This window comes from Verminephrobacter aporrectodeae subsp. tuberculatae (genome assembly GCF_026127385.1).
GTDB classification, from domain to species: domain Bacteria; phylum Pseudomonadota; class Gammaproteobacteria; order Burkholderiales; family Burkholderiaceae_C; genus Acidovorax; species Acidovorax aporrectodeae.
The window spans coordinates 987,239-1,011,651 of sequence record NZ_QZCX01000002.1 but is presented as its reverse complement, the minus strand read 5'-3'; the positions used below and the strand labels follow the sequence as shown (position 1 = coordinate 1,011,651).

Annotated in this window: 21 protein-coding genes; 7 read left to right on the top strand and 14 right to left on the bottom strand. The window is 66.5% G+C overall.

Annotated elements, in window-relative coordinates:
* Nucleotides 1–31 precede the first annotated feature (31 nt).
* The 5 genes from D5041_RS12635 to D5041_RS12615 all read left to right on the top strand — a co-directional run bounded on the left by D5041_RS12635 (nt 32) and on the right by D5041_RS12615 (nt 3,974).
* The gene (locus tag D5041_RS12635) at nt 32–676 is read left to right on the top strand and encodes a peptidylprolyl isomerase (RefSeq protein ID WP_010100984.1); all 645 of its coding nucleotides are present in this window, start codon (nt 32–34) and stop codon (nt 674–676) included.
* Between the two features lie 14 nt (nt 677–690).
* Nucleotides 691–1,200, top strand: a complete 510-nt coding sequence (locus D5041_RS12630; RefSeq protein WP_265284870.1) for a peptidylprolyl isomerase — start codon at nt 691–693, stop codon at nt 1,198–1,200.
* An 11-nt stretch (nt 1,201–1,211) separates the two neighbouring features.
* Nucleotides 1,212–2,000: a UDP-2,3-diacylglucosamine diphosphatase gene (locus D5041_RS12625; RefSeq protein ID WP_265257157.1), complete on the top strand. Its 789-nt coding sequence runs from the start codon at nt 1,212–1,214 to the stop codon at nt 1,998–2,000.
* Nucleotides 2,001–2,033: 33 nt separating this feature from the next.
* Nucleotides 2,034–2,873, top strand: a complete 840-nt coding sequence (locus tag D5041_RS12620) for a M90 family metallopeptidase (RefSeq protein ID WP_265281231.1) — start codon at nt 2,034–2,036, stop codon at nt 2,871–2,873.
* A 132-nt stretch (nt 2,874–3,005) separates the two neighbouring features.
* Nucleotides 3,006–3,974, top strand: a complete 969-nt coding sequence (locus tag D5041_RS12615; protein ID WP_010100976.1) for a threo-3-hydroxy-L-aspartate ammonia-lyase — start codon at nt 3,006–3,008, stop codon at nt 3,972–3,974.
* Nucleotides 3,975–4,026: 52 nt separating this feature from the next.
* Here D5041_RS12615 and panC read toward each other — a convergent pair whose 3' ends face one another.
* Both panC and uvrA read right to left on the bottom strand, forming a co-directional pair.
* Nucleotides 4,027–4,869: a pantoate--beta-alanine ligase gene (gene panC / locus D5041_RS12610; RefSeq protein WP_265257158.1), complete on the bottom strand. Its 843-nt coding sequence runs from the start codon at nt 4,867–4,869 to the stop codon at nt 4,027–4,029.
* Nucleotides 4,870–4,926: 57 nt separating this feature from the next.
* On the bottom strand, nt 4,927–10,689 hold the full coding sequence (uvrA, locus tag D5041_RS12605; RefSeq protein WP_265284869.1) for an excinuclease ABC subunit UvrA: 5,763 nt from the start codon (nt 10,687–10,689) through the stop codon (nt 4,927–4,929).
* A 118-nt stretch (nt 10,690–10,807) separates the two neighbouring features.
* Here uvrA and D5041_RS12600 point away from each other — a divergent pair, with 118 nt between their 5' ends.
* Nucleotides 10,808–11,110: a BrnT family toxin gene (locus tag D5041_RS12600; protein ID WP_010105121.1), complete on the top strand. Its 303-nt coding sequence runs from the start codon at nt 10,808–10,810 to the stop codon at nt 11,108–11,110.
* On the top strand, nt 11,094–11,372 hold the full coding sequence (locus tag D5041_RS12595) for a BrnA antitoxin family protein (RefSeq protein ID WP_029554401.1): 279 nt from the start codon (nt 11,094–11,096) through the stop codon (nt 11,370–11,372). The genes D5041_RS12600 and D5041_RS12595 overlap by 17 nt, the downstream gene beginning before the upstream one ends.
* A gap of 50 nt (nt 11,373–11,422) precedes the next feature.
* Here D5041_RS12595 and hflC read toward each other — a convergent pair whose 3' ends face one another.
* The 12 genes from hflC to rlmN form a co-directional block, all read right to left on the bottom strand.
* Nucleotides 11,423–12,328 (bottom strand): protease modulator HflC, encoded by a 906-nt coding sequence (hflC, locus tag D5041_RS12590; RefSeq protein ID WP_265257160.1) that lies wholly within the window; start codon nt 12,326–12,328, stop codon nt 11,423–11,425.
* Between the two features lie 9 nt (nt 12,329–12,337).
* Entirely contained in the window at nt 12,338–13,702 is a 1,365-nt protein-coding gene (gene hflK, locus D5041_RS12585; RefSeq protein ID WP_265284868.1) for an FtsH protease activity modulator HflK, read from the bottom strand.
* 47 nt (nt 13,703–13,749) lie between these two features.
* A complete protein-coding gene (hflX, locus tag D5041_RS12580; RefSeq protein WP_010105117.1) occupies nt 13,750–14,925 on the bottom strand; it encodes a GTPase HflX in 1,176 nt (391 codons plus the stop codon).
* A gap of 72 nt (nt 14,926–14,997) precedes the next feature.
* Nucleotides 14,998–15,252: an RNA chaperone Hfq gene (hfq, locus tag D5041_RS12575; RefSeq protein ID WP_010105116.1), complete on the bottom strand. Its 255-nt coding sequence runs from the start codon at nt 15,250–15,252 to the stop codon at nt 14,998–15,000.
* Nucleotides 15,253–15,363: 111 nt separating this feature from the next.
* The gene (gene der / locus D5041_RS12570) at nt 15,364–16,707 is read right to left on the bottom strand and encodes a ribosome biogenesis GTPase Der (protein WP_265257162.1); all 1,344 of its coding nucleotides are present in this window, start codon (nt 16,705–16,707) and stop codon (nt 15,364–15,366) included.
* Nucleotides 16,708–16,716: 9 nt separating this feature from the next.
* Entirely contained in the window at nt 16,717–17,862 is a 1,146-nt protein-coding gene (bamB, locus tag D5041_RS12565; protein WP_265284867.1) for an outer membrane protein assembly factor BamB, read from the bottom strand.
* A 2-nt stretch (nt 17,863–17,864) separates the two neighbouring features.
* Nucleotides 17,865–18,551, bottom strand: coding sequence for a YfgM family protein (locus D5041_RS12560; RefSeq protein WP_265284866.1), 687 nt, complete (start codon nt 18,549–18,551; stop codon nt 17,865–17,867).
* Between the two features lie 16 nt (nt 18,552–18,567).
* Nucleotides 18,568–19,833, bottom strand: a complete 1,266-nt coding sequence (hisS, locus tag D5041_RS12555; protein ID WP_265285088.1) for a histidine--tRNA ligase — start codon at nt 19,831–19,833, stop codon at nt 18,568–18,570.
* Between the two features lie 143 nt (nt 19,834–19,976).
* Nucleotides 19,977–21,281: a flavodoxin-dependent (E)-4-hydroxy-3-methylbut-2-enyl-diphosphate synthase gene (gene ispG, locus D5041_RS12550; protein ID WP_010105112.1), complete on the bottom strand. Its 1,305-nt coding sequence runs from the start codon at nt 21,279–21,281 to the stop codon at nt 19,977–19,979.
* A complete protein-coding gene (locus D5041_RS12545) occupies nt 21,282–22,157 on the bottom strand; it encodes a helix-turn-helix domain-containing protein (protein WP_265284865.1) in 876 nt (291 codons plus the stop codon).
* A 266-nt stretch (nt 22,158–22,423) separates the two neighbouring features.
* Nucleotides 22,424–23,257 carry a type IV pilus biogenesis/stability protein PilW gene (gene pilW, locus D5041_RS12535; protein ID WP_265284864.1) on the bottom strand — a complete coding sequence of 278 codons (834 nt, stop codon included), beginning with the start codon at nt 23,255–23,257 and terminating at the stop codon, nt 22,424–22,426.
* A gap of 34 nt (nt 23,258–23,291) precedes the next feature.
* Nucleotides 23,292–24,404, bottom strand: coding sequence for a dual-specificity RNA methyltransferase RlmN (rlmN, locus tag D5041_RS12530; RefSeq protein WP_265284863.1), 1,113 nt, complete (start codon nt 24,402–24,404; stop codon nt 23,292–23,294).
* Nucleotides 24,405–24,413: the final 9 nt, after the last annotated feature.

Here is a 24,413-nt window from a genome sequence, read left to right as displayed (position 1 = left end):
AACACCGTGTTTTTTTCAAAGGAGTGATTGGATGATTTGCAGAAGAAATTCCACCCTGGCGCTTGCCAGCCTGGCGCTGAACGCGCTGTTCGCAGCAGTACCCGCGCAAGCGCAAGATACCCCCACCAAGGTACTCATTCTTCAGTTTGAAAAAGCAGCAGTACCCGGGCAGACACAGAATGCCCCCAAGGTCCGGCTACTCACCTCCATGGGCGAAATCGTGCTCCAGCTCGACCCCGACAAGGCGCCCAAGACGGTGGAGAACTTCCTCACCTACGTCAAGGCGCGGCACTATGACGGCACCGTGTTCCACCGCGTGATCGACGGCTTCATGATCCAGGGCGGCGGCTACACGGCCGACATGCAGCTCAAGCCCACCCGGTCGCCAATCCCGCTCGAAGCCAGCAACGGCCTGAAGAACCTGCGCTACACCGTCGCCATGGCGCGCACCGGAGAGCCCAACTCGGCCACCTCGCAGTTCTTCATCAACGTGCGGGACAACGCCTCGCTCGACGCCCCCAACCCCGACGGCCACGGCTACGCCGTGTTCGGCAAGGTGCTCAGCGGCACCGAGGTGGTCGACAAGATCCGGGTCGTCCCCACGGGCAACAAGGGCGCGCTCCAGAACGTGCCAATCACCCCCGTGACCATCGACTCCGCCACCCTGGTGAAATGAAAAAATCCTCACCCATGCACAATCCCCAAGTCGAACTGCACATTACCGGCTACGGCGTCATCACCCTGGAACTCGACCCGGCCAAGGCGCCCCAGTCGGTGCAGAACTTCCTGTCCTACGTGGACAAGGGCCATTACGACAACAGCCTGTTTCACCGCGTGATCCCGGGCTTCATGCTGCAAGGCGGTGGCTTCGGGCCCGGCATGCTCCTGCGGCCGACCGATGCGCCAATCCGCAACGAGGCCGACAACGGCCTGAAAAACGCCCCCTACACCGTGGCCATGGCGCGTACGGGCGAGCCGCACTCGGCCACCGCGCAGTTCTTCATCAACGTGGCCGACAACGGCTTCCTGGACCACACCGCGCCGTCGGACAAGGGCTGGGGCTACGCCGTGTTCGGCAAGGTGGTCGCGGGCACCGAGGTGGTGGACCGGATCAGGGCCGTAAAAACCGGTCGCAAGGACTGGCACGACGACGTGCCCAAGGACGATGTCGTGATCGAAAAGGCCACTGTCCTGGGCTGAGAGCGATTCCTGTGCACACGGGCGTTCCCCGGTTCGAGGTGCTCTGCGCGCCTGCGCACTGGCGCAGGGTCGATTTCATTTCCGACCTGCACCTGCAGGCCGGCGCGCCGGACGCCCGCGTGTCCACCCGATCCCTCTGGCAGCACTACCTGCAGACCACGCCGGCCGATGCCCTGTTCATCCTGGGCGACCTGTTCGAGGTCTGGGTGGGTGACGACGCCCTGCACGAGACCGGCAGCTTCGAGGCCCGGGTCTGTGCGGACCTGCAGGCCGCCGCGCGGCGCCTGCCCGTGTGGTTCATGCAGGGCAACCGCGATTTTCTGGCCGGCGCCGCGTTTCTTGGGCACTGCGGCATAGCCGCCCTGGCGGACCCTGCCGTGCTGGTCTTCGGTGGCCAGCGCATCCTGCTCAGCCACGGCGACCTGCTGTGCCTGGAAGATCGGGACTATCAGCGCTTTCGCCTGCAGGTGCGCAGCGCCGCATGGCAGCAGCGCTTTCTGGCGCAGCCCCTGGCCGTGCGCCGGGCGCAGGCACGCAGCATGCGCCAGGAGAGCGAGGCGCGCAAACGCCTGGGCGCGCCCTGCGCCGATGTGGATGCCGCCGCCGCCATCGCCTGGCTGAACGCCGCCGACGCACGCACCCTGGTCCACGGCCACACGCACCAGCCGGCCGAGCACGCCTTGGCGCCCGGCCTGCAACGGCTGGTGCTCAGCGACTGGGACGCGGCGGCGACGCCGGCGCGCGCCGAGGCCCTGCGCCTGTCGGCGGCGGGGTGGCAGCGGCTGGCCGCCCTGCCCTGACCCGGGGATTGCCGCCCCCAAACGGATCTCGCCATGCCGCCCCTTGTGCGCCGACTCTGGCACCGCGTTTGCGCCCGCGTCGCGCCCCGGCCCGAGATCCCTTCCGCGCTGTGGCTGGATACGCTGCAACGCCACCCGTTTCTGGCCGCGCTGCCGCTGCCCGAAAAACGCAGACTGCGCACGCTCAGCGCCCTGTTCCTGCGGCACAAGGAGTTCCACGGCGTGCACGGCCTGGTGGTGAGCGACGCGATGGCCGTGGACATCGCGGCCCAGGCCTGCCTGCCCCTGCTGCACTGGGGCGCGCCGGCCAGGGCGCTGGACTGGTACGGCGATTTCGTGGGCATCGTGCTGCACCCCGACGCGGCGCTGGCGCGGCGCCAGACGGTGGACGCAGCCGGGGTGGTGCACACGCAGCGCCAGGTGCTGCTCGGCGAGGCCATGGAGCGCGGCCCGGTCATGCTCAGTTGGCAGCACAGCGCGCACACGGACGAGAACACGGCGCGCGGCGCCAACCTGGTTCTGCATGAATTCGTGCACAAGCTGGACATGCGCAGCGGCCAACCCGACGGCTGCCCGCCCCTGCCCGCGGGCTTTCTCGGCACGCGCAGCTTCCGCGCCGCACGCCAGGCCTGGTGGGCAGTCTGGGAGCCGGCCTACGCGCAGTTCCGCGAGCGCGTCACCCTCGCCGACCGCTTCGGCGCCGAACGCCCCTGGCTGGACGCCTACGGCGCCGCCGCGCCGGCGGAGTTCTTCGCCGTGAGCTGCGAGGCCTACTTTGTGAACCGGCAGCGGTTTGCGCAGGACTTCCCGACGCTGATTCCGCTGCTGGACGCATTCTTCAAACGCCCGGCCGATGACCCACCGCAGGGGTGAGGCAGCGCGCCATTTTTCGCCAGAAGGTCCCCGATCCGCTGCGCGTCGTTACCCCGGGGGGACACATCAGTTTCATGGCGCAACGCAATGGATAATTACCGAAGCCAAACCGCACTCTACCGAACCCCACCCATGACCACCCTCCCTGCGCCCACCTACGACGACGTCGTGGCCGCCGCGGGCCGCATTGCCGGCCATGCGCACCGCACACCGGTGCTGACTTCGCGCAGCATCGACACGGAGTTGGGCGCCCGGCTGTTCTTCAAATGCGAGAACCTGCAACGCATGGGCGCGTTCAAGTTCCGCGGCGCGTTCAACGCGCTCGCCCGGTTCGACGCGGCGCAGCGCAGGGCGGGCGTGATCGCCTTCTCGTCGGGCAACCATGCGCAGGGCATTGCGCTCGCGGCGCGCGAGCTGGGAATTCCCGCGACCGTCGTCATGCCGCAGGACGCCCCTGCCAGCAAGATCGCCGCCACGCAGGGCTACGGCGCCAGCGTGGTGTTCTACGACCGCTATGCGCAGGACCGCGAGCAGATCACCCGCGCCCTGGCCGAGCGCGATGGCCTGACGCTGATCCCGCCCTACGACCACGCCGATGTGCTCGCGGGCCAGGGCACGGCCGCCAAGGAGTTGTTCGAGGAGGTGGGTCCGCTCGACGCCTTCTTCGTCTGCCTGGGCGGCGGCGGGCTGCTCTCGGGCTGCGCCCTGGCGACGCGCGCGCTCGCGCCCGGTTGCACGCTCTACGGCGTGGAGCCGGCCGCGGGCAACGACGGCCAGCGCTCGTTTCGCAGCGGCTCCATCGTGCATATCGACACCCCGGAAACCATTGCCGACGGCGCGCAGACGCAGCATCTGGGGCAGCTCACCTTCCCCATCATCCGCCGCGACGTGGACGACATCCTCACCGTGACCGACGCGCAGCTGATCGACGGCATGCGCTCCTTCGCCGAACGCATGAAGCTCATCGTCGAGCCCACGGGCTGCCTGGGCTTTGCGGCGGCGCGCGCCATGCGCCAGGAACTCCAGGGCCAACGCGTGGGTGTGCTCATCAGCGGCGGGAATGTGGACCTGGCACGCTTTTGCGCCCTGCTTGCGGCGTAGCACACAGCGGCGCGCGCCACGCCGCATGCAACGGGCGCAGTCCTCCCGCGTCTCAAAACTCCAGGTTGTCGATGAGCCGCGTCCCGCCAAGCCGCGCGGCGCCCAGTGCCACCAGCGTGCCGGGCGCGTCGCCGGCCGTGGCAGTCTGCAGATCGGCGCGGCGGCGCACGCTCAGGTAGTCGGGCTGCCAGCCGCGGGCGCGCAGCGCGTCCAGGGCCTGCTGCTCCAGCGCCGGGCCCTGGGCCGGGGCATCGAGCCAGCGCTGCGCCAGCCGCTGCAGCGCCTGCGGCAGGGCCACGGCCTCGCGGCGCTCGTCCGGGTTCAGGTACGCATTGCGCGAGCTCAGCGCCAGGCCGTCCGCGGCACGGCTGGTCTCGGCTGCAACGATCTCGATGGGCAGCGCGAACTGCTGCACCATCTCGCGGATCACCATGAGCTGCTGGTAGTCCTTCTTGCCGAACACCGCCGTGCCACCCGTTTGGCCGAGCACGCAGGCAAAGAGCTTGAGCACCACCGTGCCCACCCCCCCGAAGAAGCCGGGACGAAATTGCCCCTCCAGCAGGTCCGCCAGCGCCGGGTCGGGTTGCAGTCGGAAGGTCTGGGGCCGGGGGTAGAGTTCGCGCTCGCGCGGGGCAAACAACAGGTCGCAACCGCCGTCGCGCAGCCGGGCGCAGTCGGCCTCCCAGGTGCGCGGATAGCTGTCGAAATCCTCGTGCGGCAGGAACTGCAGGCGGTTCACAAAAATGCTGACCACGGTCACGTCACCCAGCGGCCTGGCCAGCTGCACCAGGGCCAGATGCCCGTCGTGCAGATTGCCCATGGTGGGAACGAAGGCCGGGTGCCGGCAGGACGCAAGGGCCTGGCGCAGCTCGGCGATGGTGTGGACGATGCGCATGGGAATGCAGTGTAGCGGGGCAGGCCCTGCGGCCGCGCCCCGGCGCCGCTCAGCACCTCAGCGCGCGAGCACCGCCGCGAGCGCCTGCCCGGTGTGCGTGCCCTGGCGCACCAGCTCCTGCGGCACCGCCGCGGCGACGATGCGCCCGCCCTGCTGGCCGCCCTCGGGCCCCAGGTCGATGATCCAGTCGGCCTCGGCGATCACGTCCAGGTCGTGCTCTATGACCACCACGCTGTGGCCCGCATCGACCAGGTGGTGCAGCACGCGGATGAGCTTGTCCACGTCGGCCATGTGCAGGCCCACCGTGGGCTCGTCGAGCACATAGAGCGTGTGCGGCGCCTTCCGCCCCCGGCGGCCAATATCGTCGCGCACCTTGCTCAGTTCGCTCACCAGCTTGATGCGCTGTGCCTCTCCGCCCGAGAGCGTGGGCGAGGCCTGGCCCAGCGTCAGGTAGCCCAGGCCCATGTCCCGCAGCAGTTGCAGCGGGTGCGCAATGCCGGGCTGGCTGGCGAAGAACTCCACGGCCTCGTCCACCTCCATGCACAGCACCTCGCCAATGCTTTTGCCACGCCAGGTGACGGCCAGCGTTTCGGGGTTGAAGCGCGCGCCATGGCAGGTCTCGCAGGGCACTTTCACGTCGGGCAGAAAGCTCATCTCGATGGTGCGCAGGCCCGCGCCCTCGCAGCCGGGGCAGCGGCCCGCGCCGATGTTGAAGCTGAAGCGCCCGGCCGTGTAGCCGCGCGCCCTGGCTTCGAGCGTTTCGGCGAACAGTTGGCGGATGCTGTCCCAAAAGCCGATGTAGGTGGCGGGGCAGGAGCGCGGTGTTTTGCCGATCGGCGTCTGGTCCACCTCGAGCACGCGGTCTATGCTCTCGAAGCCCGACAACCCCGTGCAGCCGACCAGCGGCGGCGCCCGGCCCGCGTCCATGGCTTCACGCCCGGCCCGGGTGCTGCGCTGCTGCACCCAGGCCCGCACATTGGCCAGCAGCACGTCGCGCGCGAGCGTGGATTTGCCCGATCCGCTCACGCCCGTGACGGCCACCAGGCGCTGCAGCGGCACGGCGGCGTTCAGGTTCTGCAGGTTGTGCAATTGCGCGCCGTGCACCCTGAGCCAGCGGATCGCCGTGGGCGCGCCGGCCTCGGCACCCACGGCCACAGTCTCGGCCTCGGGCGCCATGCTGCGGCGCGCTTGCAGCGGGTGCCGCATGGCGTGCAGCAGGTAGCGGCCGGTTTGCGAATCGCTGGCCGCGCTGACGTCCGCCACGCTGCCCTGCGCCACCAGCCGCCCGCCGCGCCGGCCCGCGCCCGGGCCAATGTCGATGATGTGCTCGGCGCGGCGGATGGTGTCTTCGTCGTGCTCGACCACCACCAGGGTGTTACCCCTGTCCCCGAGCCGGTGCAGGGCGTCGAGCAGGATGCGGTTGTCGCGCGCGTGCAGGCCGATGGTCGGTTCGTCGAGCACGTAGCACACGCCCTGCAGGTTGCCGCCCAGTTGCGCGGCCAGGCGGATGCGCTGCGCCTCGCCACCGCTGAGCGTGGGCGCGCCCCGCTCCAGCGTGAGGTAGCCCAGGCCGACGGCTTCGAGGAATTCGAGGCGGCTCTGGATCTCGGGCAGCAGGTCGCGGGCGATGTCGGCCTCGCGCCGGGTCATGCCGCCGGCGCTGCGCAGCCCCTCGACCCAGCGGCGCATGTCGCTCACCGGGAGCGCGGCCATGTCGGTGATGGCCACGCCCGCGAAGCGCACGGCGCGCGCGGTCGCGTTCAGGCGCGTGCCGCGGCAGCCAGGGCAGGCGCTGTCGGCCAGGTCCTCGACCTCGGGCTCGGGCTCGGCAAAGCTGCGCTCGCGGCCCTTTTCCCGGTCATCGGGCTGCGTGTCGTCGAACAGCTTGCGCTGCTCCCGGCTCAGCTTCAGGCCCGTTCCCACGCAGTCGGGGCACCAGCCGTGCCGGCTGTTGTAGGAGAAAAGGCGTGGCTCCAGTTCGGCATACGAGGTGGCGCAGACCGGGCAGGCGCGCCGGGTGGAGAACACCTGCAGCGGACCGATTCCCGCCGTGGACCGGCCGCCGGCCATGGCGGCGCGCAGGCCGCCCAGGCTGCCGAGCACATGCACCACACCCTTGCCGTGCGTGAGCGCCTCGGCCAGCGCGCGGTGCAGCAGCGCCTCGTTCCCGGGCGCAGCGTCGAGGCTGGCGACGGGCAACTCGATGGTGTGCTCCTTGAAGCGGTCGATGCGCGGGAAAGGGGTGGTGGGCAGGAATTCGCCGTCCACGCGCAGATGGCTGTGGCCGCGCGCGCGGGCCCAGTCCGCAAGCTCGGTGTATACGCCCTTGCGGTGCAGCACCAGCGGCGCGAGCAGCCCGATGTGCTGGCCGCGAAACTGCGTGAGCAACTGGGCGGCAATGCTCTCGGGCGTCTGCGGCTGCACCGCCGTGCCGTCGCGCACGCAGTGCTGGGTGCCCAGTTTCACGTACAGCAGGCGCAGAAAATGCCAGACCTCGGTGCTCGTTCCCACGGTGGACTTGCGCCCGCCGCGCGAGAGGCGCTGCTCGATGGCCACGGTGGGCGGGATGCCGTACACCGCGTCCACCTCGGGCCGCCCCGCGGGCTGCACGATGCTGCGCGCGTAGGCGTTGAGGCTTTCCAGATAGCGGCGCTGGCCCTCGTTGAACAAAATGTCGAAGGCCAGCGTGGACTTGCCCGATCCGCTCACGCCGGTGATCACGCTGAACCTGCCGTGCGGAATGTCCACGCTCAGGCTCCTGAGGTTGTGCTCCTTGGCGTTCACGATCTGGATCGCGTCTGGCGCAGCCGGCGCCTGCCGCGCAGGCGGCCTGCGCGGCCCGGCCTCCTGCACCACGTGGCCCCCCACGCCCAGGGTCCGCTCGTAGTCGCGCAGCGCCTGGCCGGTGTGCGAGCTGGCGTGCTGGCGCAGCTCCTCGGGCGGGCCTTCGGCGACGATGCGCCCGCCGGCGTCGCCGCCCTCGGGGCCCAGGTCGATGAGCCAGTCGCTGGCGCGAATCACGTCCAGGTTGTGCTCGATCACGACCAGCGAATGCCCCGCGTCAACGAGCTTGCGCAGCGCGCGCATGAGCCGGGCGATGTCGTCGAAATGCAGCCCCGTCGTGGGCTCGTCGAACAGGAACAGCGTGCCCTTGCGCGCCACCGCCTGGCGCGACGGGGCCGCGCTCTTGGCGGCCTCGGCCAGATGGCCTGCGAGTTTGAGGCGCTGCGCCTCGCCGCCCGAGAGGGTGGGGACGGGCTGGCCCAGCGCCAGGTATTCGAGCCCCACGTCGACGATGGGCTGCAGCGCGCGCAGCACCTCGCGGTCGCCGGCAAACAGCGCGCAGGCCTCGGCCACGGTGAGCGCCAGCACCTCGGCCACGTTCAGGCTGCGGCCGCCGCGCTCGATGCGCACCTCCAGAATCTCCGGCCGGTAGCGCCGACCGTCGCAGTCCGGGCAGCGCAGGTAGACGTCGGAGAGGAATTGCATCTCCACATGCTCGAAGCCCGAACCGCCGCAGCCGGGGCAACGCCCGTCGCCGTTGTTGAAGCTGAATTTGCCCGCGCCGTAGCTGCGCTGCAGCGCCAGCGGCGCCGCGGCGTACAGCGCACGGATTCCGTCCCAGGCGCCGACGTAGCTCACGGGGTTGGAGCGCGCGGTCTTGCCGATGGGCGACTGGTCCACGAACACCACGTCCGCGAGCTGCTCCGCGCCGAGCATGCGCTCGTGCGCGCCCGGACTGTCGCTGGCACGGCCAAAGTGGCGCATGAGCGCCGGGGCCAGCACGTCCTGGATCAGGCTGGACTTTCCCGAGCCGCTGACGCCGGTGACGGTGACCAGGCGCTGCAGCGGAAAGCCGACCGATATGCCTTGCAGGTTGTGCTCGCGCGCACCTTCGAGGATCAGGCGCGGCGTGGCCTCGGTCACCAGGCGCCGCAAGCCCGGACCCACCTGCCTGCGCCCGCTCAGGTAGGCGCCCGTCAAGGTGTCGGCGTGGCGCAGATCCGCCATGCTGCCGTCGAAGACGATCTGCCCGCCCTGGCGACCCGGGCCGGGACCCATGTCGATCATGCGGTCCGCCGCGAGCATCACGGCCGGGTCGTGCTCGACGACCACCAGCGTATTGCCCGCGTCGCGCAGGCGCAGCATGGCCTCGGTGATGCGCTGCATGTCGCGCGGGTGCAGGCCGATGCTCGGCTCGTCGAGAACGAATAGCGTGTTCACCAGGCTGGTGCCCAGCGCCGTGGTGAGGTTGATGCGCTGCACCTCGCCGCCGCTCAGGGTGCGGCTTTGCCGATCAAGCGTCAGATAGCCCAGGCCCACGTCGCACAGGTATTTGAGGCGGGTGCCGATTTCCTCAAACAACAGTTTCAGCGCCTGGGCCTCGCCCGCACCGCCCGCGCCAGCATGCTCCGCGCCAGCGATGCGCGCAAAAAAACGCCGCAGCCGCTCGATGGGCAGCCGCATCAGGTCATGCAGGCACAGACCGGGCAGGGCCTCGAGCTGCGCACGGCTCCACTGCACGCCCTCGGGCATGAAGCGCTGGCCAGGGTCGAGCACCGCGTCGGCCGCATCCTGGCTGCCCATGCGCCACAGCAGGCTCTCGGTCTTCAGGCGCGCGCCCGCGCAGACAGGGCAAGTGGTGTAGCTGCGGTACTTGGACAGGAGCACGCGGATGTGCATCTTGTAGGCCTTGCTCTCCAGGTATTCGAAGAAGCGCCCGACGCCGTACCACTGCCGGTTCCACTGCCCGTCCCGGTAGCCGGGCGCGCCGCCGATGACCCATTGCTTCTGTGCCTCGGTGAGCTGGCGCCAGGGCGTGTCGCGCGGGATTCCCGCCGTCTCGGCGTGGCGCATGAGGTCGTCCTGCGACTCTTTCCAGGCCGGGGTCTGGATCGGCTTGATGGCACCGGCGCGCAGCGTCAGCCCGCCGTTCGGGATGACCAGGCCGTAGTCCACCCCGATCACCCGGCCAAAGCCGCGGCAGCACGCGCAGGCGCCTACGGCGGAGTTGAAGGAAAACAGCCCCGCAATCGGCTCGCCGTAGCGCAGCCCGCTGTCCGGGCAATGCAGGCCCGTGGAAAAACGCCACAGCGCGGGCGCGCCCGCTTCGAGCGGGCAGTACACGGTCAGCAACCCGCTGCCGCGCTTGAGCGCGAGCTCGATGGCCTCGATGACCCGGGCCTTTTCGGCGCTGCCCAGGCGCAGGCTGTCGGCCACCACGTCGAGCTGCCTGCGCGGCCCGGTCGGCGTGCTCACTGCGTGCTCGGCCTGCACCCGGGTAAAGCCGCCGGCCGACAGCCATTGCGCGAGCTGCCCGGCCGAGGTATCGGCAGGCAGTTCCACCACAAAGGTCAGCACGATGCGCGGGTCGCCCGCCCGCGCGCAGCGCCGCTGCAACTCGGCATAAATCGTCTCGGGCGAATCGTGGCGCACCGGCTGGCCCGTGTGCTGGTCGAACAGCTGGCCCGCGCGCGCGAACAGCAGCTTCAAATGGTCGTTGAGCTCCGTCATGGTGCCCACGGTGGAGCGGCTCGAACGCACCGGGTTCGTCTGGTCGATGGCGATCGCCGGGGGCACGCCATCGACCCGGTCCACGGCAGGCCGGTCCATGCGCTCGAGAAACTGGCGCGCATAGGCGCTGAAGGTTTCCACATAGCGCCGCTGGCCCTCGGCGTAGAGCGTGTCGAAAACCAGACTGGACTTGCCCGAGCCACTGGGGCCGGTGACCACCGTAAGCTCCCCCGTGCGGATGTCCAAGTCCAGGTTTTTGAGGTTGTTCTGGCGCGCGCCGCGGATGCGGATCAGTCCCTGGGTCATGGAGGCAGTCTTTCGGGGGGTGGGGCGGGGGCATTCTAGGCGCCAAGCCCCAGAGACCTCCGAGCGTCTGAAAAAACCTGGCGCTGCTGCCGCTTGTATACTATGGTAATATACAAAAATGCTTGACCTCAGCAAGATCAGTGGCTTCGACTGGGACGCCGGCAACGCCCGCAAAAGCCAAGACAAGCATGACGTCTCCATGGCAGAGGCGGAACAGGTGTTCTTCAATACACCGCTCCTGCTTCTGGAAGACACGAGCCACAGCCAACGGGAACCTCGCATGCACGCTTTGGGCAAGACCGATGCAGGGCGTGTACTGCACATCACCTTCACGTTGAGGAAGGCGGACCCACTGATTCGCGTGATCTCTGCCAGAGACATGCACCGAAAAGAGCGAGTAATTTATGACCAAGCCCACTAAGACCGCATTGAAGCCGCCTCCTCATTTCGCCAGCGAGCAAGACGAGCGGGCGTACTGGGAGGCCAACGATTCCACCCAACACTTTGACTGGTCCAAGGCCCGGAAGGTGTCGTTGCCCAACTTGAAGCCGACGACCAAGACGATCTCCCTTCGGCTGCCTCAGCACCTGCTGGACTCCATCAAAACGGCGGCCAACGCGCGCGACGTTCCGTACCAATCGCTCATCAAGGTTTGGCTGCAGGAAAAAGTCCATCCCCATTGAACTGGCGCGCGCCGACGCACCAACGACCCGGGCCGGGGCGGGCTCTGTCGCTACTTGCGCGCAGCGGGTGCCTGGCCTGCCGCAGGCCCGCGGAAGGCTTTGAAAAAGTCCGACGACGAGGGATCGAGCACCAGCACATCGCTCTTTTTGTTGAAACTCGACTTATAGGCTTCAAGGCTGCGATAAAACAGTGCGAACTGCGGGTCACGGCCAAAGGCTTCGGCATAGATGCGCGCAGCTTCCGCGTCGCCCTCGCCCTTGACCTTCTGCGCGTCCCGGTATGCATTGGCTATCGCGACCTCACGCTGTCGATCCGCATCGGCCCGGATTTTCTCCCCCTCGGCAGCGCCGGTGGAGCGCAGTTCGTTCGCCACCCGCTTGCGCTCTGCCTCCATGCGGCGGTACACGGATTCGGTAATGGCCTCCACATAGTCCACGCGGGTGATGCGCACGTCCACGACGTCCACGCCCCATGGCTTGGCGCCACGGACGGTGTCGAGAACCTCGCGCTTGACGTCCGCCATCAAGGCCTCCCTCTTGAGCGAGAGAAGTTCCTTGACGGTGCGCCGGTTGATCTCTTCCTGAAAGGCGTTGCGCACCACGCGGTTGAGTTGCATGGCGCCGGCACTCTCGTCCAGGCCCACGTTGCGGATGTATTCCGTGGGCTCGGAGATGCGCCAGCGCACGTACCAGTCGATCACCACCCGCTGCTTTTCGGCGGTCAGCACCGGCTCCGTGTCCATGCTGTCCAACGTCAGCAGGCGTTTGTCGATATACGACACGTTCTGGAACGGCGGGGGCAGCTTGAAGTTCAGGCCCGGCTCGGTGATCACTTCCTTGATCTGGCCCAACGCATAAAGCACGCCGAACTGGCGTTGATCCACCACGAAAAGCATGGAGCTCATCAGGGCAAGCACCACCAGGCAGGCGGAGGCAATGAATCCGACTCTGTTCACGACTTGCTCCTAGCGCGATTCACGGTCCCGGGTGCGGCTGCTGTCGCGCGCCCGGGGGTCATTCGAAAAAGGGGCCGCCGGCGCCGCCGGCGCCGCCGAGGAAGCCGCACCCGCAGCCGAGGAATCGACCGGGGCAGCGCCCCCCGCGGCGCCTTGCATGATCTTGTCGAGCGGCAGGTACAGCAGTTGGGAGCCCTGGCGGGAGTCCACCAGAATCTTGGTCACATTGCCGTAAATCTGCTGCATCGCGTCCAGATATATCCGGTCGCGCGTGACTTGCGGGGCCTTTTGGTACTCCGCCAGAACCGAAGAAAAGCGCTGCGCATCCCCTTGCGCCTGCGCCACGATGCGCGCCTTGTACGCGGAGGCCTCTTGCTCGAGGCGGGACGCGGAACCGGTCGCGCGCGGGATGACGTCATTCGCGTAGGCCTGGGCCTCATTCTTGGCCCGCTCGCGCTCCTGAGCGGCCTTCAACACGTCGTCAAAAGACGCCTTCACCTGCTCCGGCGGGCGCACACCGCCCTGCTGCAGATTGATTCCCACCACTTCGACGCCAACCTTGTAGCGATCGAGAATCGTCTGCATCAAGATACGGACACGGGGCGCAATCTGGTCGCGTTCCTCTGCCAAGGCAGTATCCATGCGCATCTTGCCGACGACTTCGCGCACAGCCGTTTCCGCCGCCTGAACGACGGCTTCCGAGGGATTCTTGCTCTCGAACAACCAAGCCCGGGCATCGTTCAAACGATACTGCACGGAAAATTTGATCTCGACGATGTTCTCGTCCTCCGTGAGCATTGCCGACCCTCTGAGCCCCGTGCTCTTGATGGTCGCGTCGCTGCCCACATCCGTCGAGCGGATCTGGGTCACGAAGACCAATTCATGGCGCTCTATGGGGTACGGCAAGCGCCAGTTGAAACCGGCTCCCACGGTGCCCTTGTATTTTCCAAACTGGGTTATGACGGCCTGCTGCCCCTCCTGGACGATAAAGAAACCCGTGCCCATCCAGATGACGAAGACGATTGCGGCAACCAAGCCGGCGCCCACCCCGGCGCTCTTCATTCCGGGCTCGACCCCGCCGCCGTTGCCCGGCCGCCGGCCACCGCCGTTCCGGCCGCCAAACAAGCCTCCCAGTTTGCGATTCAAGTCCCGCCAGAGTTCGTCGAGATCTGGCGGTTGTCCATTCTTCGGACGCTGACCGCTCCCCCGATTTCCGGGCGGTGGCGGCGGTGCGGGTGGCGGCTCCTCGGGGCGTTCACCTTCTTGCGGCGGCTTGTCTTCCCCTCGACCCCAACGCGGGTCGTTCAGGTTGAGCATGCCCCGGATGCGTTCCGGCAGCCAAGCCCAGCGCAGGGTGGTTTTTTGCAAATTCATGCGCGAAGTCTCTGATTCTCTGGTGGCGTCAATCGATCTGTTTCCGATCAGGGCCGGACATCCGGCAACTCAACGCCGTCGCCCGAAAGCCTGCCGGCTTGCGCGGCAAGCACTTTGTCCGAAAGTGTACGCCGCAGATTATCCAGCCCCTCACCCGTTCGGGCGCTCACGAACAAGCGTGGCAGCAGTTGCCCGGCGACCTCGTAGCGGTCTTGCAGAATCGGGGGGCGTCGCTCGGCCACAAGCGCGTCCAGCTTGTTGAAGACCACTATTTGCGCAACATCAGCGGCCCCGATTTCATGCAAAACACGGTGCACCTGGGCCATTTGCTCAGGGAAATCCGGGCTTGAAGCGTCTACGACGTGAAGCAGCAAATCGGCGTCCACGGCCTCCTGGAGCGTGGCCTGAAAGGCATCCACCAGACCGTGCGGCAAGTCCCGGATAAACCCTACGGTATCGGACAGGGATACGGAACGCTGCGCGTCGGCAAGATACAGTTGGCGGGTCGTGGTGTCCAGGGTCGCAAACAATTGGTCTGCGGCGTAGACACGCGCCTTTACCAAGGCGTTGAAAAGCGTGGATTTGCCCGCGTTGGTGTAGCCCACGAGCGAGATGTTGAAGGTATCGCGCCGCTCACGCCGCCGACGCTGCGTCGATCGTTGCCGCTTGACCTTTTCCAGGCGCTCGCGGGTTCGCTTGATGGCGTCGCCGATCATGCGCCGGTCGAGTTCGATCTGCTTCTCGCCCGGGCCCCCGTGCCCACCAATCCCCCCGCTCTGGCGCTCCAGGTGCGACCAGCGCCGCACCAGGCGCGTGCTCGAATACTGGAGCCTGGCGAGATCGACCTGCAATTTGCCCTCGTGGCTGCGCGCACGCTGGGCGAAGATCTCAAGGATCAAGAGCGTGCGGTCATTCACGGGCAACTCGATGTGGCGCTCCAGATTGCGCTGCTGCGCCGGGCTCAGAGACTGGTCAAACAGCACTTCTGCCGCGCCATGCATCTGCGCCAGGGTCCGGATTTCATCTGCCTTGCCACTGCCCACGAACAACGCCGCATCGGGCGCCTGGCGCTTGCAGGTAATGCGGGCGACGGGGCGCATGCCCGCCGTCTGCGCGAGCAATCCCAATTCCTCGAGATCGCCGTCGAAGTGGGGCAGGCCGAGGTCCACCCCGACCAAGAGCACGGCCGCGCTGTCTTCCTGCGGAGATGTGGCCGAGCTCAAAGCGCGCCGCCCTTTCGTTGCGCCCGACTCAGGAACGAAGATCGCGAAAATCGGCAGCCGGGCGGCAACGACTCAGGCGCTGCTGCCGTCTGCATCAGGGGCATCTGCCGTAGAAAAGTTGACCGCGCGACCCGGAACAATCGTGGAGATCGCGTGCTTGTAGACCATCTGGGTCACTGTATTGCGCAGCAACACCACGTACTGATCAAATGATTCGATCTGCCCTTGCAGTTTGATGCCGTTCACCAAATAAATGGAGACCGGAACATGCTCCCGACGCAAGGTGTTGAGGAAGGGGTCCTGCAAGAGTTGGCCTTTATTGCTCACGATATCCTCCGTGTTCAAAGCGTTGTTGTTAAAACCGCACCTTACCACAAATCCCGCAGTTGTCTTGCGGGCGACAAGACATGGCCCTGCGCAAACACTGCCTTTGCCTCATCAACCCTCGTCCTTGTTGACAAAGGGATTGTGTGAAGTTTTCAGTTCGATCCTCAGCGGCGTTCCCTCCAGATCGAACGCCTTGCGAAAACGCCCTTCCAGAAAACGTTTGTAGGCATCCGTCACATGCTCCAGCGAGTTCCCGTGGATGACGATCACCGGGGGATTCATTCCGCCTTGGTGAGCGTAACGCATTTTGGGACGGAACATGCCTGCCCGCTTGGGACTTTGGAACTGCACGGCTTCCAGCAGCAGCCTGGTCAGCACGGGCGTAGACATCTTGCAATTTGCGGAGCGATACGCCTGGACGATGGAAGCCCACAACGGACCGAGGCCCTGGCGCTTTTGTGCCGAAATGAAATGCAGCGCGGCAAACTTCAGGAACGCCAGCCGACTCTCTATGGACCGTTGCAACAACTGGCGTTGGTAGGCGTCAACAGCGTCCCACTTGTTCACGGCGAGCGTGACGGAGCGCCCGCTCTCCAAAATGTATCCCGCGATATGGGCATCCTGATCCGTGACGCCCTGGGTGGCGTCCAACACCAGCAGCACGACATGCGCAGACTCTATGGCCTGAAGTGTTTTCACGACCGAGAACTTCTCGACCGCCGCAAAGACCTTGCCTTTGCGGCGCAGTCCCGCCGTATCCACCAGTTCAAAGCGCTGACCACTGCGTTCAAAAGGCACCACGATCGCATCCCGGGTGGTTCCGGGCATGTCGAAGACGACGAGCCGTTCCTCACCCAACCATGTATTGATCAACGTGGACTTGCCGACGTTCGGGCGCCCCGCCACGGCGAGCCGGATCGTGCCCTTGTCGGCGTTCGCATCCGGTGCGTCCTGCTCCGGCAAATGCAGGGGGTCGAGGGCCACCTCCACCAAGTCGCGGACCCCCTGCCCATGGGACGCAGATACCGGGTAGACCGTCCCGAGTCCCAGTTCGTAGAACTGCGCCGGTTGCGCGCCCTCGAGCATGCCCTCGGCCTTGTTCGCCACCAGCACGCACGGCCTGCCCGAGCGCCGCAGGTAGTTGGCGATGTCCTGGTCCTGGGCACACACGCCGGCGCGGGCATCGACGACGAAGATGACCACGTCGGCCTCGGCAACCGCCTGCTGCGTCTGCCTGGCCATCTCCCGGTAGATTCCGTCGGACGCATCCGGCTCAAAGCCCCCGGTGTCAATGACGATGTATTCGTACCTGCCCTGCCTGCCGTTGCCGTAATGCCGGTCGCGTGTCAGCCCGGCAAAGTCGGCCACGATGGCGTCGCGGGACTTGGTCAGACGATTGAACAGCGTGGACTTGCCGACATTCGGACGCCCCACGATAGCGATGACTGGCTTCATCGAAGGCAGTCAATCAGGACGGAATCCGTAAATGGCGCCATTGCGGGTAACGAACACCAGCGTGTCGGCGGCCACCACCGGCGCCGCCGCAATACCCGATCCATCCGTGGAGATGCGGTTCAGCGAAGCACCGTCCGTGCGCGACAGCAAATGAACCAGACCCGCATCGTCACCGACCACTACGGAGCGTCCGAGCAGCAAGGGCGCCGTCAGCTTCCGATGCTTGAGCCGGTCACTGGTCCACAAACGCCCGCCGTCGCTGCGGCGCCATGCGACAAGCGTGCCGTTGCTTTCCGTGCCAAAGAGCGCCTGCTCATCGCCGTGAACACCCTCTGCACCACTGGCCGCTTGCGTCCAGGCGACAGTGCCTCTTGCGGTATCCACGCAGCCCACCGCGGCCTGGAAGGATCGCGCGCACACGCTGTCTCCAACCCTGCTGGTGCGGCCGACCAATTCCACCAGGCGCTCCACGTCGTTGGTCCCCCGCGGGTTCGCAAGGGGCGCCTCCCAGCGCACGTTGCCGTTGTCGGGGTTGAATCCCACGAGACGACCAGACAGTCCGACGACCAGGGTGTCGCCCCGCGCCAGAAGAACCCCTGCCTGGCGCAAAACCAGCGGCTCGCCGGGACGCTGCTGGACCCATAGCTGGCGCCCGGTGGCCGCGTCGTAGGCGGACACCGAACGGTCCGCAGCCAGCACGAAAACACGCCCACCGGCGACCAGAGGGGGCGTAAACACTTGGGCGGGCAGGGTCTCCCGCCAGCGCAGGCGACCGGCGTCGATGACGATCAGCGCGTTGTCGCGCGAGACCACGGCCGCCAAACGCCCATCGCTCCCGACACCCGCCGACAATGGATCTCCCAGCGCAATGCGCCAGACGTCACCGCCGGTGCGCGCGTCGATCGCAGCGACCACGCCGTCGGCGGAGGCCAGCGTCGCCACATGGCCCGCAACGGAGACCTCCAGATGCAGCCCGGCAACGCTGCCAACGCGGGAGGTCCATACCTGGTGAACGCCGAGAATGGGGACGTTCGCCCCCAAATCTTCCGGCACGGGGCGGGGGCTGCTGCCCCACGACGAACATCCTGCCAGCGCCGCAGCAAGCAGCGCGCACGCAGCGCCACGCACAAGGAACGGGTAGCCAATCGATGCCATGCTCACTTGGTCTCCGCAGAGGATGCGGCCGCAGCCACGACGGCAGCCTGCGGCGCGACACCCAGGGCGTTCAGCTTGAACTCGATAAGGTGCCGGTATTCCGCACCTTCCTCGAAACCCTGGTAAGCCTTGGTGTACTCGGCAATGGCCTGCGGGCGTTTTTCCTGCAAGACGAGGATGTCCCCCCGACGGTCGGCAACGAGGGGCGCAAACTCAGGCGGGAAACTGCCGGAGAGTTGCTCGAGGGCTTCCTCATGGTTTTTCTGGTCCATCAGCACGCCCGACAGACGCAGCCTGGCCAGGGCCTTGAGCCCCTCGTCGGTGGACTGCTGCGCCACCCAGCCAAGCGCTTGCTTCGCGCCATCGGCGTTGCCCGCATCCTGCATGGCCTTGGCCAGGGCCAGGCCCGCCTGCCCCGCTTGTGCAGTGCCCGGATATTTGGATTTCAGGTCGCCAAAGGCCTGTTCCATGCGCGACCGATCGCCCGTGCGCGCTGCGGCGTCGAGCGCGTCAAAGAGCGCTGCCGCCTGCGTCGCCTGCCGGTTCTGCCAATACTGGTAGCCATTCCACGCGGCCGCGGAACCGGCCACCAGAACCAGCACCGAGCCGATGAGGGTGCCCCAGCGGTTCCAGAAATGCTTGAGTTGGTCCAGTTGTTCTTGTTCTTCGAGGTCGAGGTGATTGGCCATGGGAGGAATAGTCTGTTCAGCAGGCCGATTGTAGGGTGCCCGACCACTGGGCAATGGTGTCCAGCGGGCGCTCGACCTGCGCGCCGACACCATCGCGCAGCGACTTCACGGTCACCATGCCCCGCGAGGACTCCTCTTCGCCAAACACGAGCGCGTACAAGGCCCCGCTGGCGTCCGCCTTCTTGAACTGGGATTTCATGCTGCCCATTCCCTCGCCCCCCGCAGGCGCGGCGTGCATCTGCACGCTCACGCCCTGCTGCCGCAAGCGCTCGATCGTGCGCATGGCCAAGGGCAGAACGGCAACGCAGGGGATGATGGCGTACGCATCGGGCACCAGGCCGGGCGGCGCCCGCCCCTGCTCCCCAAGCAGTTCGAGCACCCGCTCGATGCCCAGCGCCCAACCCACCGCGGGCGCCGCCTTGCCCCCGACCTGCTCGACGAGATAGTCATAGCGCCCCCCACCGCAGATCGTCCCCTGCGAACCCAGGCGATCGGTGACGAACTCGAAAACCGTCAGGTTGTAGTAGTCCATTCCGCGCACGAGCCGGGGATTGACCGTCCATGCCACGCCATTGGCGCTGAGAATGGATTGCACCGCGTCGAGATGCGCCCGGGATGCGTCGCCCAGAAAGTCGAGCAAGCGGGGCGCCGCCTCGACGATGGCCTGCATGGCCGGATTCTTCGTGTCCAGTATCCGCAAAGGATTGCTGTGCAGACGGCGACGCGCTTCCTCGTCCAGGGCGTCGATATGCCGCTCCAGATGGGCAATCAAGGCGGCGCGGTGCGCCCTGCGTTCATGCGGCTCGCCCAGGCTGTTGATCTCGAGCCGGACATCTTGCAGGCCCAGTTCGCGCCACAGCGCATGGGCCAGAAGAATCAACTCCGCATCGACCTCGGCGCCGGGGAAACCCAGGGCCTCCGCTCCGACCTGATGGAACTGACGATAGCGCCCCCTTTGCGGGCGCTCGTGGCGAAACATGGGTCCCATGTAGTAGAGCCGTTTGCCCCCGTCATAGAGCATGGAGTGCTCGACGACCGCGCGCACGACCCCGGCCGTGGCCTCGGGACGCAGGGTCAGGAGTTCTGCGTTGAGACGATCCTCGAACGAATACATCTCCTTCTCGACGATGTCGGTGACCTCGCCCAGGCTGCGCACAAACAGCGGCGTCGGCTCGACGATGGGCGTGCGGATGCTGCGGTACGCGTACCGGGCCATCAATTCATGGACCTTGGCTTCGAGCCACTCCCACCGGGCGGATTCGGGCGGCAGGATGTCGTTCATTCCCTTCACCGCGAGCAGTTTCTCCGGCCTGGGTGAAGCGGTATTTCTTTCTTTGCTCACGGGGGCTTTCCCTGTCCGGCAGGTTTTTTGTCGAGGCCGCCACCGGCTCGCGCCCGAGCGGGTGGCGGCAAGGACGCAAGGGATCAGGCGTGAGCTTCTTCTTCTACGCCAAAGCGCTTTTCGACGTAGTGCTCGACGATCTCATGAAACTCGTTGGCAATATTGTCCCCGCGCAAGGTCGTCGTCTTTTCGCCATCGATGTAGACCGGCGCTGCGGGCGCCTCGCCCGTTCCGGGCAGGCTGATGCCGATATCCGCTTGCTTGCTCTCGCCCGGGCCATTCACGATGCAGCCCATGACGGCGACGCGCAGGTTCTCGACCCCGGGATAGCGCTCGCGCCATACGGGCATCCGGGACCGCAGGAAATCGTCGATCTGCTTGGCCAGATCCTGGAACGTGGTGCTGGTGGTGCGACCACAACCGGGACAGGCCGTGACGCTGGGAGCGAAGGCCCGCATTCCCAGCGACTGCAAAATCTCGCAGGAGACCAGGACTTCCTGCGTCCGGGCCTCCCCGGGCTGAGGGGTCAGGGACACGCGGATGGTGTCGCCAATACCCTCCTGCAGGAGGATCGCGATCGCGGCAGTGGACGCGACGGTCCCCTTGGTCCCCATGCCGGCCTCGGTCAGCCCCAGGTGCAGCGCGTAGTCGCAGCGCTGCGCCAGTTCACGGTACACCGCGATCAAGTCCTGAACGCTGCTGACCTTGCACGAAAGAATGATCTGATCGCCATTCAGGCCCATTTCCTCGGCACGGCGCCCGGACGCGACCGCAGAGCTGACGAGCGCCTCGTACATCACCTGGCGCACCTGCCACGGCGTGCTGCGGCGACTGTTGGTGTCCATCAAATCCGCCAACAACTCCTGATCCAGGCTGCCCCAGTTCACACCGATGCGCACCACCTTGTCCCAGCGCATCGCGGCGTCGATCATCTGGCCGAACTGCAGGTCCCGCTTGTCGCCCCGGCCGACGTTTCCCGGGTTGATCCGGTACTTGGAAAGCGCCTGCGCGCAGTCCGGGAAATCCGTGAGCAGGCGGTGCCCGTTGTAATGGAAGTCCCCCACCAGGGGCACGCTCAGCCCCATCTTGTCGAGTTGTTCGCGGATCGAGGGAACGGCCGCCGCCGCTTCCGGCGTGTTCACCGTGATGCGGACCAATTCCGAGCCCGCCTGGGCCAGTTCCTTGACCTGGATCGCCGTGCCGATGGCGTCCGCCGTGTCGGTGTTGGTCATCGACTGCACCCGCACGGGCGCATCGCCCCCCACGGTCACGACGCACGATTCCCAGGCAATCTTCGCCTGGCGCGAGCGGCGGGGGTGGGGAGATGCGAGCGCAATGGGTTCGAAATCGGTTTGGGTTTGGATTTTGGTTTGGGAGTTTTTCATCATTTATTTCACCTCGAAACGAGCAACGTTTTCACGCGAGACAGGCGCGAGATCAAAGGGCTTGCCACGAACCGTCACGTCCATGGCGTCTGCCCGGCCAATTACAACGTCCAATGGGATCGGCGCGGCAACCGAAACGGACTCTCCGGCGAGCAGATTGCGTTGCAACGCAAATGCACCCGTGGCGTCCCGCACCCGAACCCAGGACAGGCTGCGGGCATGCAATACCAGCACGCCCGAAGACTCGGCCAGCGCCGCAGGAGCCGATGCCGGGCTGGCCGCGCCCGATGCGGGAACAGCCGCGGGAGTGGCGTCCGCAGCCACTGGAACAGAATCCGGAACAAGATCCCCCTGCGCGAGAGCCCCTTCGGCAGGCAGGGCGGTGATCGACGCATCCCCCACCGAATCGGGAGGGGACAGGTCCGGGGCCGGCATGACGGCGCCCTCTTGTTGCAGACGCGGGATGAAAAACAGCAGCGAAGCCCCCCCGAGCAGGAGCAGAACGAGCAGCATCACCAAACGCGACGCGATCTGGGGGGCTGTGTAGGAGAAGGCAGGAAATTTGCCCGCACCGCCCTTCACCGGGGCATTCAGCCCGGCACGGTTTGCCGACATGGGGGGATTCCGGCTTTGCGGAAGCCGTGCCAGAACCGGTGCCGGGTCCACCTTGAGCATCCGGCAGACGCTGGACGCAAGGGCCCGCGCGAACACCATGTCCGGCAATGCCGCATGCTCGTCCGCCTCCAGCGCCTCCAGCTTGCTTGCGGGGACCTTCAGTGTCAGCGCCAATGCCGCAATATGCACGCCTGCTGCCTGGCGCGCCTCCCGCAGCAGGCCACCCGCCGTCACCTCACTTGCCACCGCCTCACTCTCACTCATTGAAAGCCCCGTGTTCGTATGCGCCCTGCTCGCGCGAATCCGGAAACCGCTTGCGCAACTGCTCTGTCCACTGTTTCATAGCCACGGAGCCTCCAGCCAGGGGGCGCTCGATTCTGATCCCCGATCACAAGGACTCGGCGTTGGCCCAATCGCTGTTGTTGATGCGTCGAATATTAAACCCGATTTACGCAATTTTTCTGACTCCAGACTTACGCGTCCTCCGGGAATCGAAGTGACCGGGCCCCATCAGGCCGTCACCCATGCGCTCACTCACTGAAGGCCCCGCGTTCGTATGCGCCCTGCTCGCGCGATTCCGGAAACCGCTTGCGCAGCTGGTCTGCCAACTGCTTCATCGCCACGGAACTCCCCAGCGCGCGCTCGATTTTTATTCCCAGCCACAAGGACTCGGCATTGGCCCAATCGCTGTTGTTGATGCGCCGAATATAAAACTGCGCCCGGGGCAGCTCATTGCGACGCAGCAAAAGAGCGGCGAGGTGGTAGCCCACCACCGGATTCGCTGCATCGAGTTCATACGCCTTGAGCAAGGACTGCTCCGCCTCGGGAAACTGCCCCGCACCTGACTGGCACAGTCCACGCGCCATCAGCGTCTTGCCGCGTGCCGTATAGGCCGGGTTGGCCAACGCCCGGACGAAGTACGGGTCCGCCTGCGCGTATTTGCGCTGCTGGCAGAGCAGCCAGCCGTAGTTGTGCAGCAGGCTGGGGTCGCCACTGCGCAGCGCCAGGGCGCGGTTGAAACTGTCTTCCGCCTGCGGGAAGTCGTTGAGCCGCATGTAGATCAAGCCACGCAGGTTGAACGCATCGGCATACGCGGGGTCTGCCGTGAGCGCCTGCTTGACCTCGTCCAGGGCCACGGTCGTCTGCCCGGTCTCGAAATAGTTGGCCGCAAGTTCCAGCCGGATGCGCGCCCGGCGCCGCACCTCGGGCTCGTCCGAGGGGGTGACCAGCCCGGCGTTCGCGTCGTTGACGGCGTCCGCGTTCTTCGTCGCACAGCCCGGCAGCGCCAGCACGCATGCGACTGCGCCGCATGCCGTGAGCGTCCAGCGGACGAAATACAGCCAGCGTCCAAGCCATTGCACCATGTTGAGTCTCCTCGAAGTGTTCTCGTTGACCCGCTCAAGCCACCGGTTTGAGCTCGATCGTGCGCTGCCTTGCGATGCGCAGCGCGGCCCGGGTGCGGTCCCTGACGTCTCCCGCCAGCTGACCGCAGGCCGCGTCGATATCATCCCCGCGGGTCCTGCGCACCGTGGTGACGATTCCGGCGTCGCTCAGGACCTTGGCAAACGCAAGCAGCTGATTCTGCGTCGAACGCAACAGCCCCGACGCGGGGAATGGGTTGAAAGGAATGAGGTTGAACTTGCAGCGGATTTCGGCGCCCCGCACCAGATCGATCAACTCCCGGGCTTGCGCCAACTGGTCGTTGACGCCATCGAGCATGCAGTACTCGAACGTGATGAAGTCCCGCGGCGCATGCACCAGATAGCGCTTGCACGCCTGCAGCAGCTCGTGGATCGGATACTTGCGATTGAGCGGCACCAGCTTGTCGCGCAGCGGATCGTTCGGGGCATGCAAGGAAACCGCCAGGGCCACGGGGCAATCCTGTGCCAGGCGGTCCAGCATGGGAACGACGCCCGAGGTCGACACGGTCACCCGCCGGCGCGACAGGCCGTAGCCATGGTCGTCGAGCATCACCCGCAGGGCCGGGATCAGCGCGGAATAGTTCTGCAGGGGCTCGCCCATGCCCATCATCACCAGGTTGGTGATCACCCGCTCTGCGGTGCCAAAGCGCTTGCGCAAGGAATGCTCGGCAAACCACAGCTGGGCGACGATCTCGCCCGCCGTCAGATTCCGGCTGAAGCCCTGATGGCCGGTGGAGCAAAAACGGCAGCCCACGGCGCATCCGGCCTGCGAAGAAACGCATAGCGTCCCCCTGTCGTCTTCCGGGATGAACACCGCCTCGACGGCGTTGCCATCGCGCACGTCGAACAGCCACTTCAGCGTACCGTCTGATGCTGCCTGCTCGGAGATGAGCGGCAGAGCCTCCACCCGCGCGCAGCCCTCGAGTTTGCTGCGCAGCGCCTTGGCCAAGTCACTCATGGCGCCAAAGTCGCTCGCGCCGCGCTGGTGAATCCAGCGAAACAGCTGCGTGGCACGGAACCGCTGCTCGCCCAACTGCGCGCAAAAAGCGGCCAACGCGTCGAGGTCAAACTCCAGCAGATTGGTTTTCATGGCAGCCGA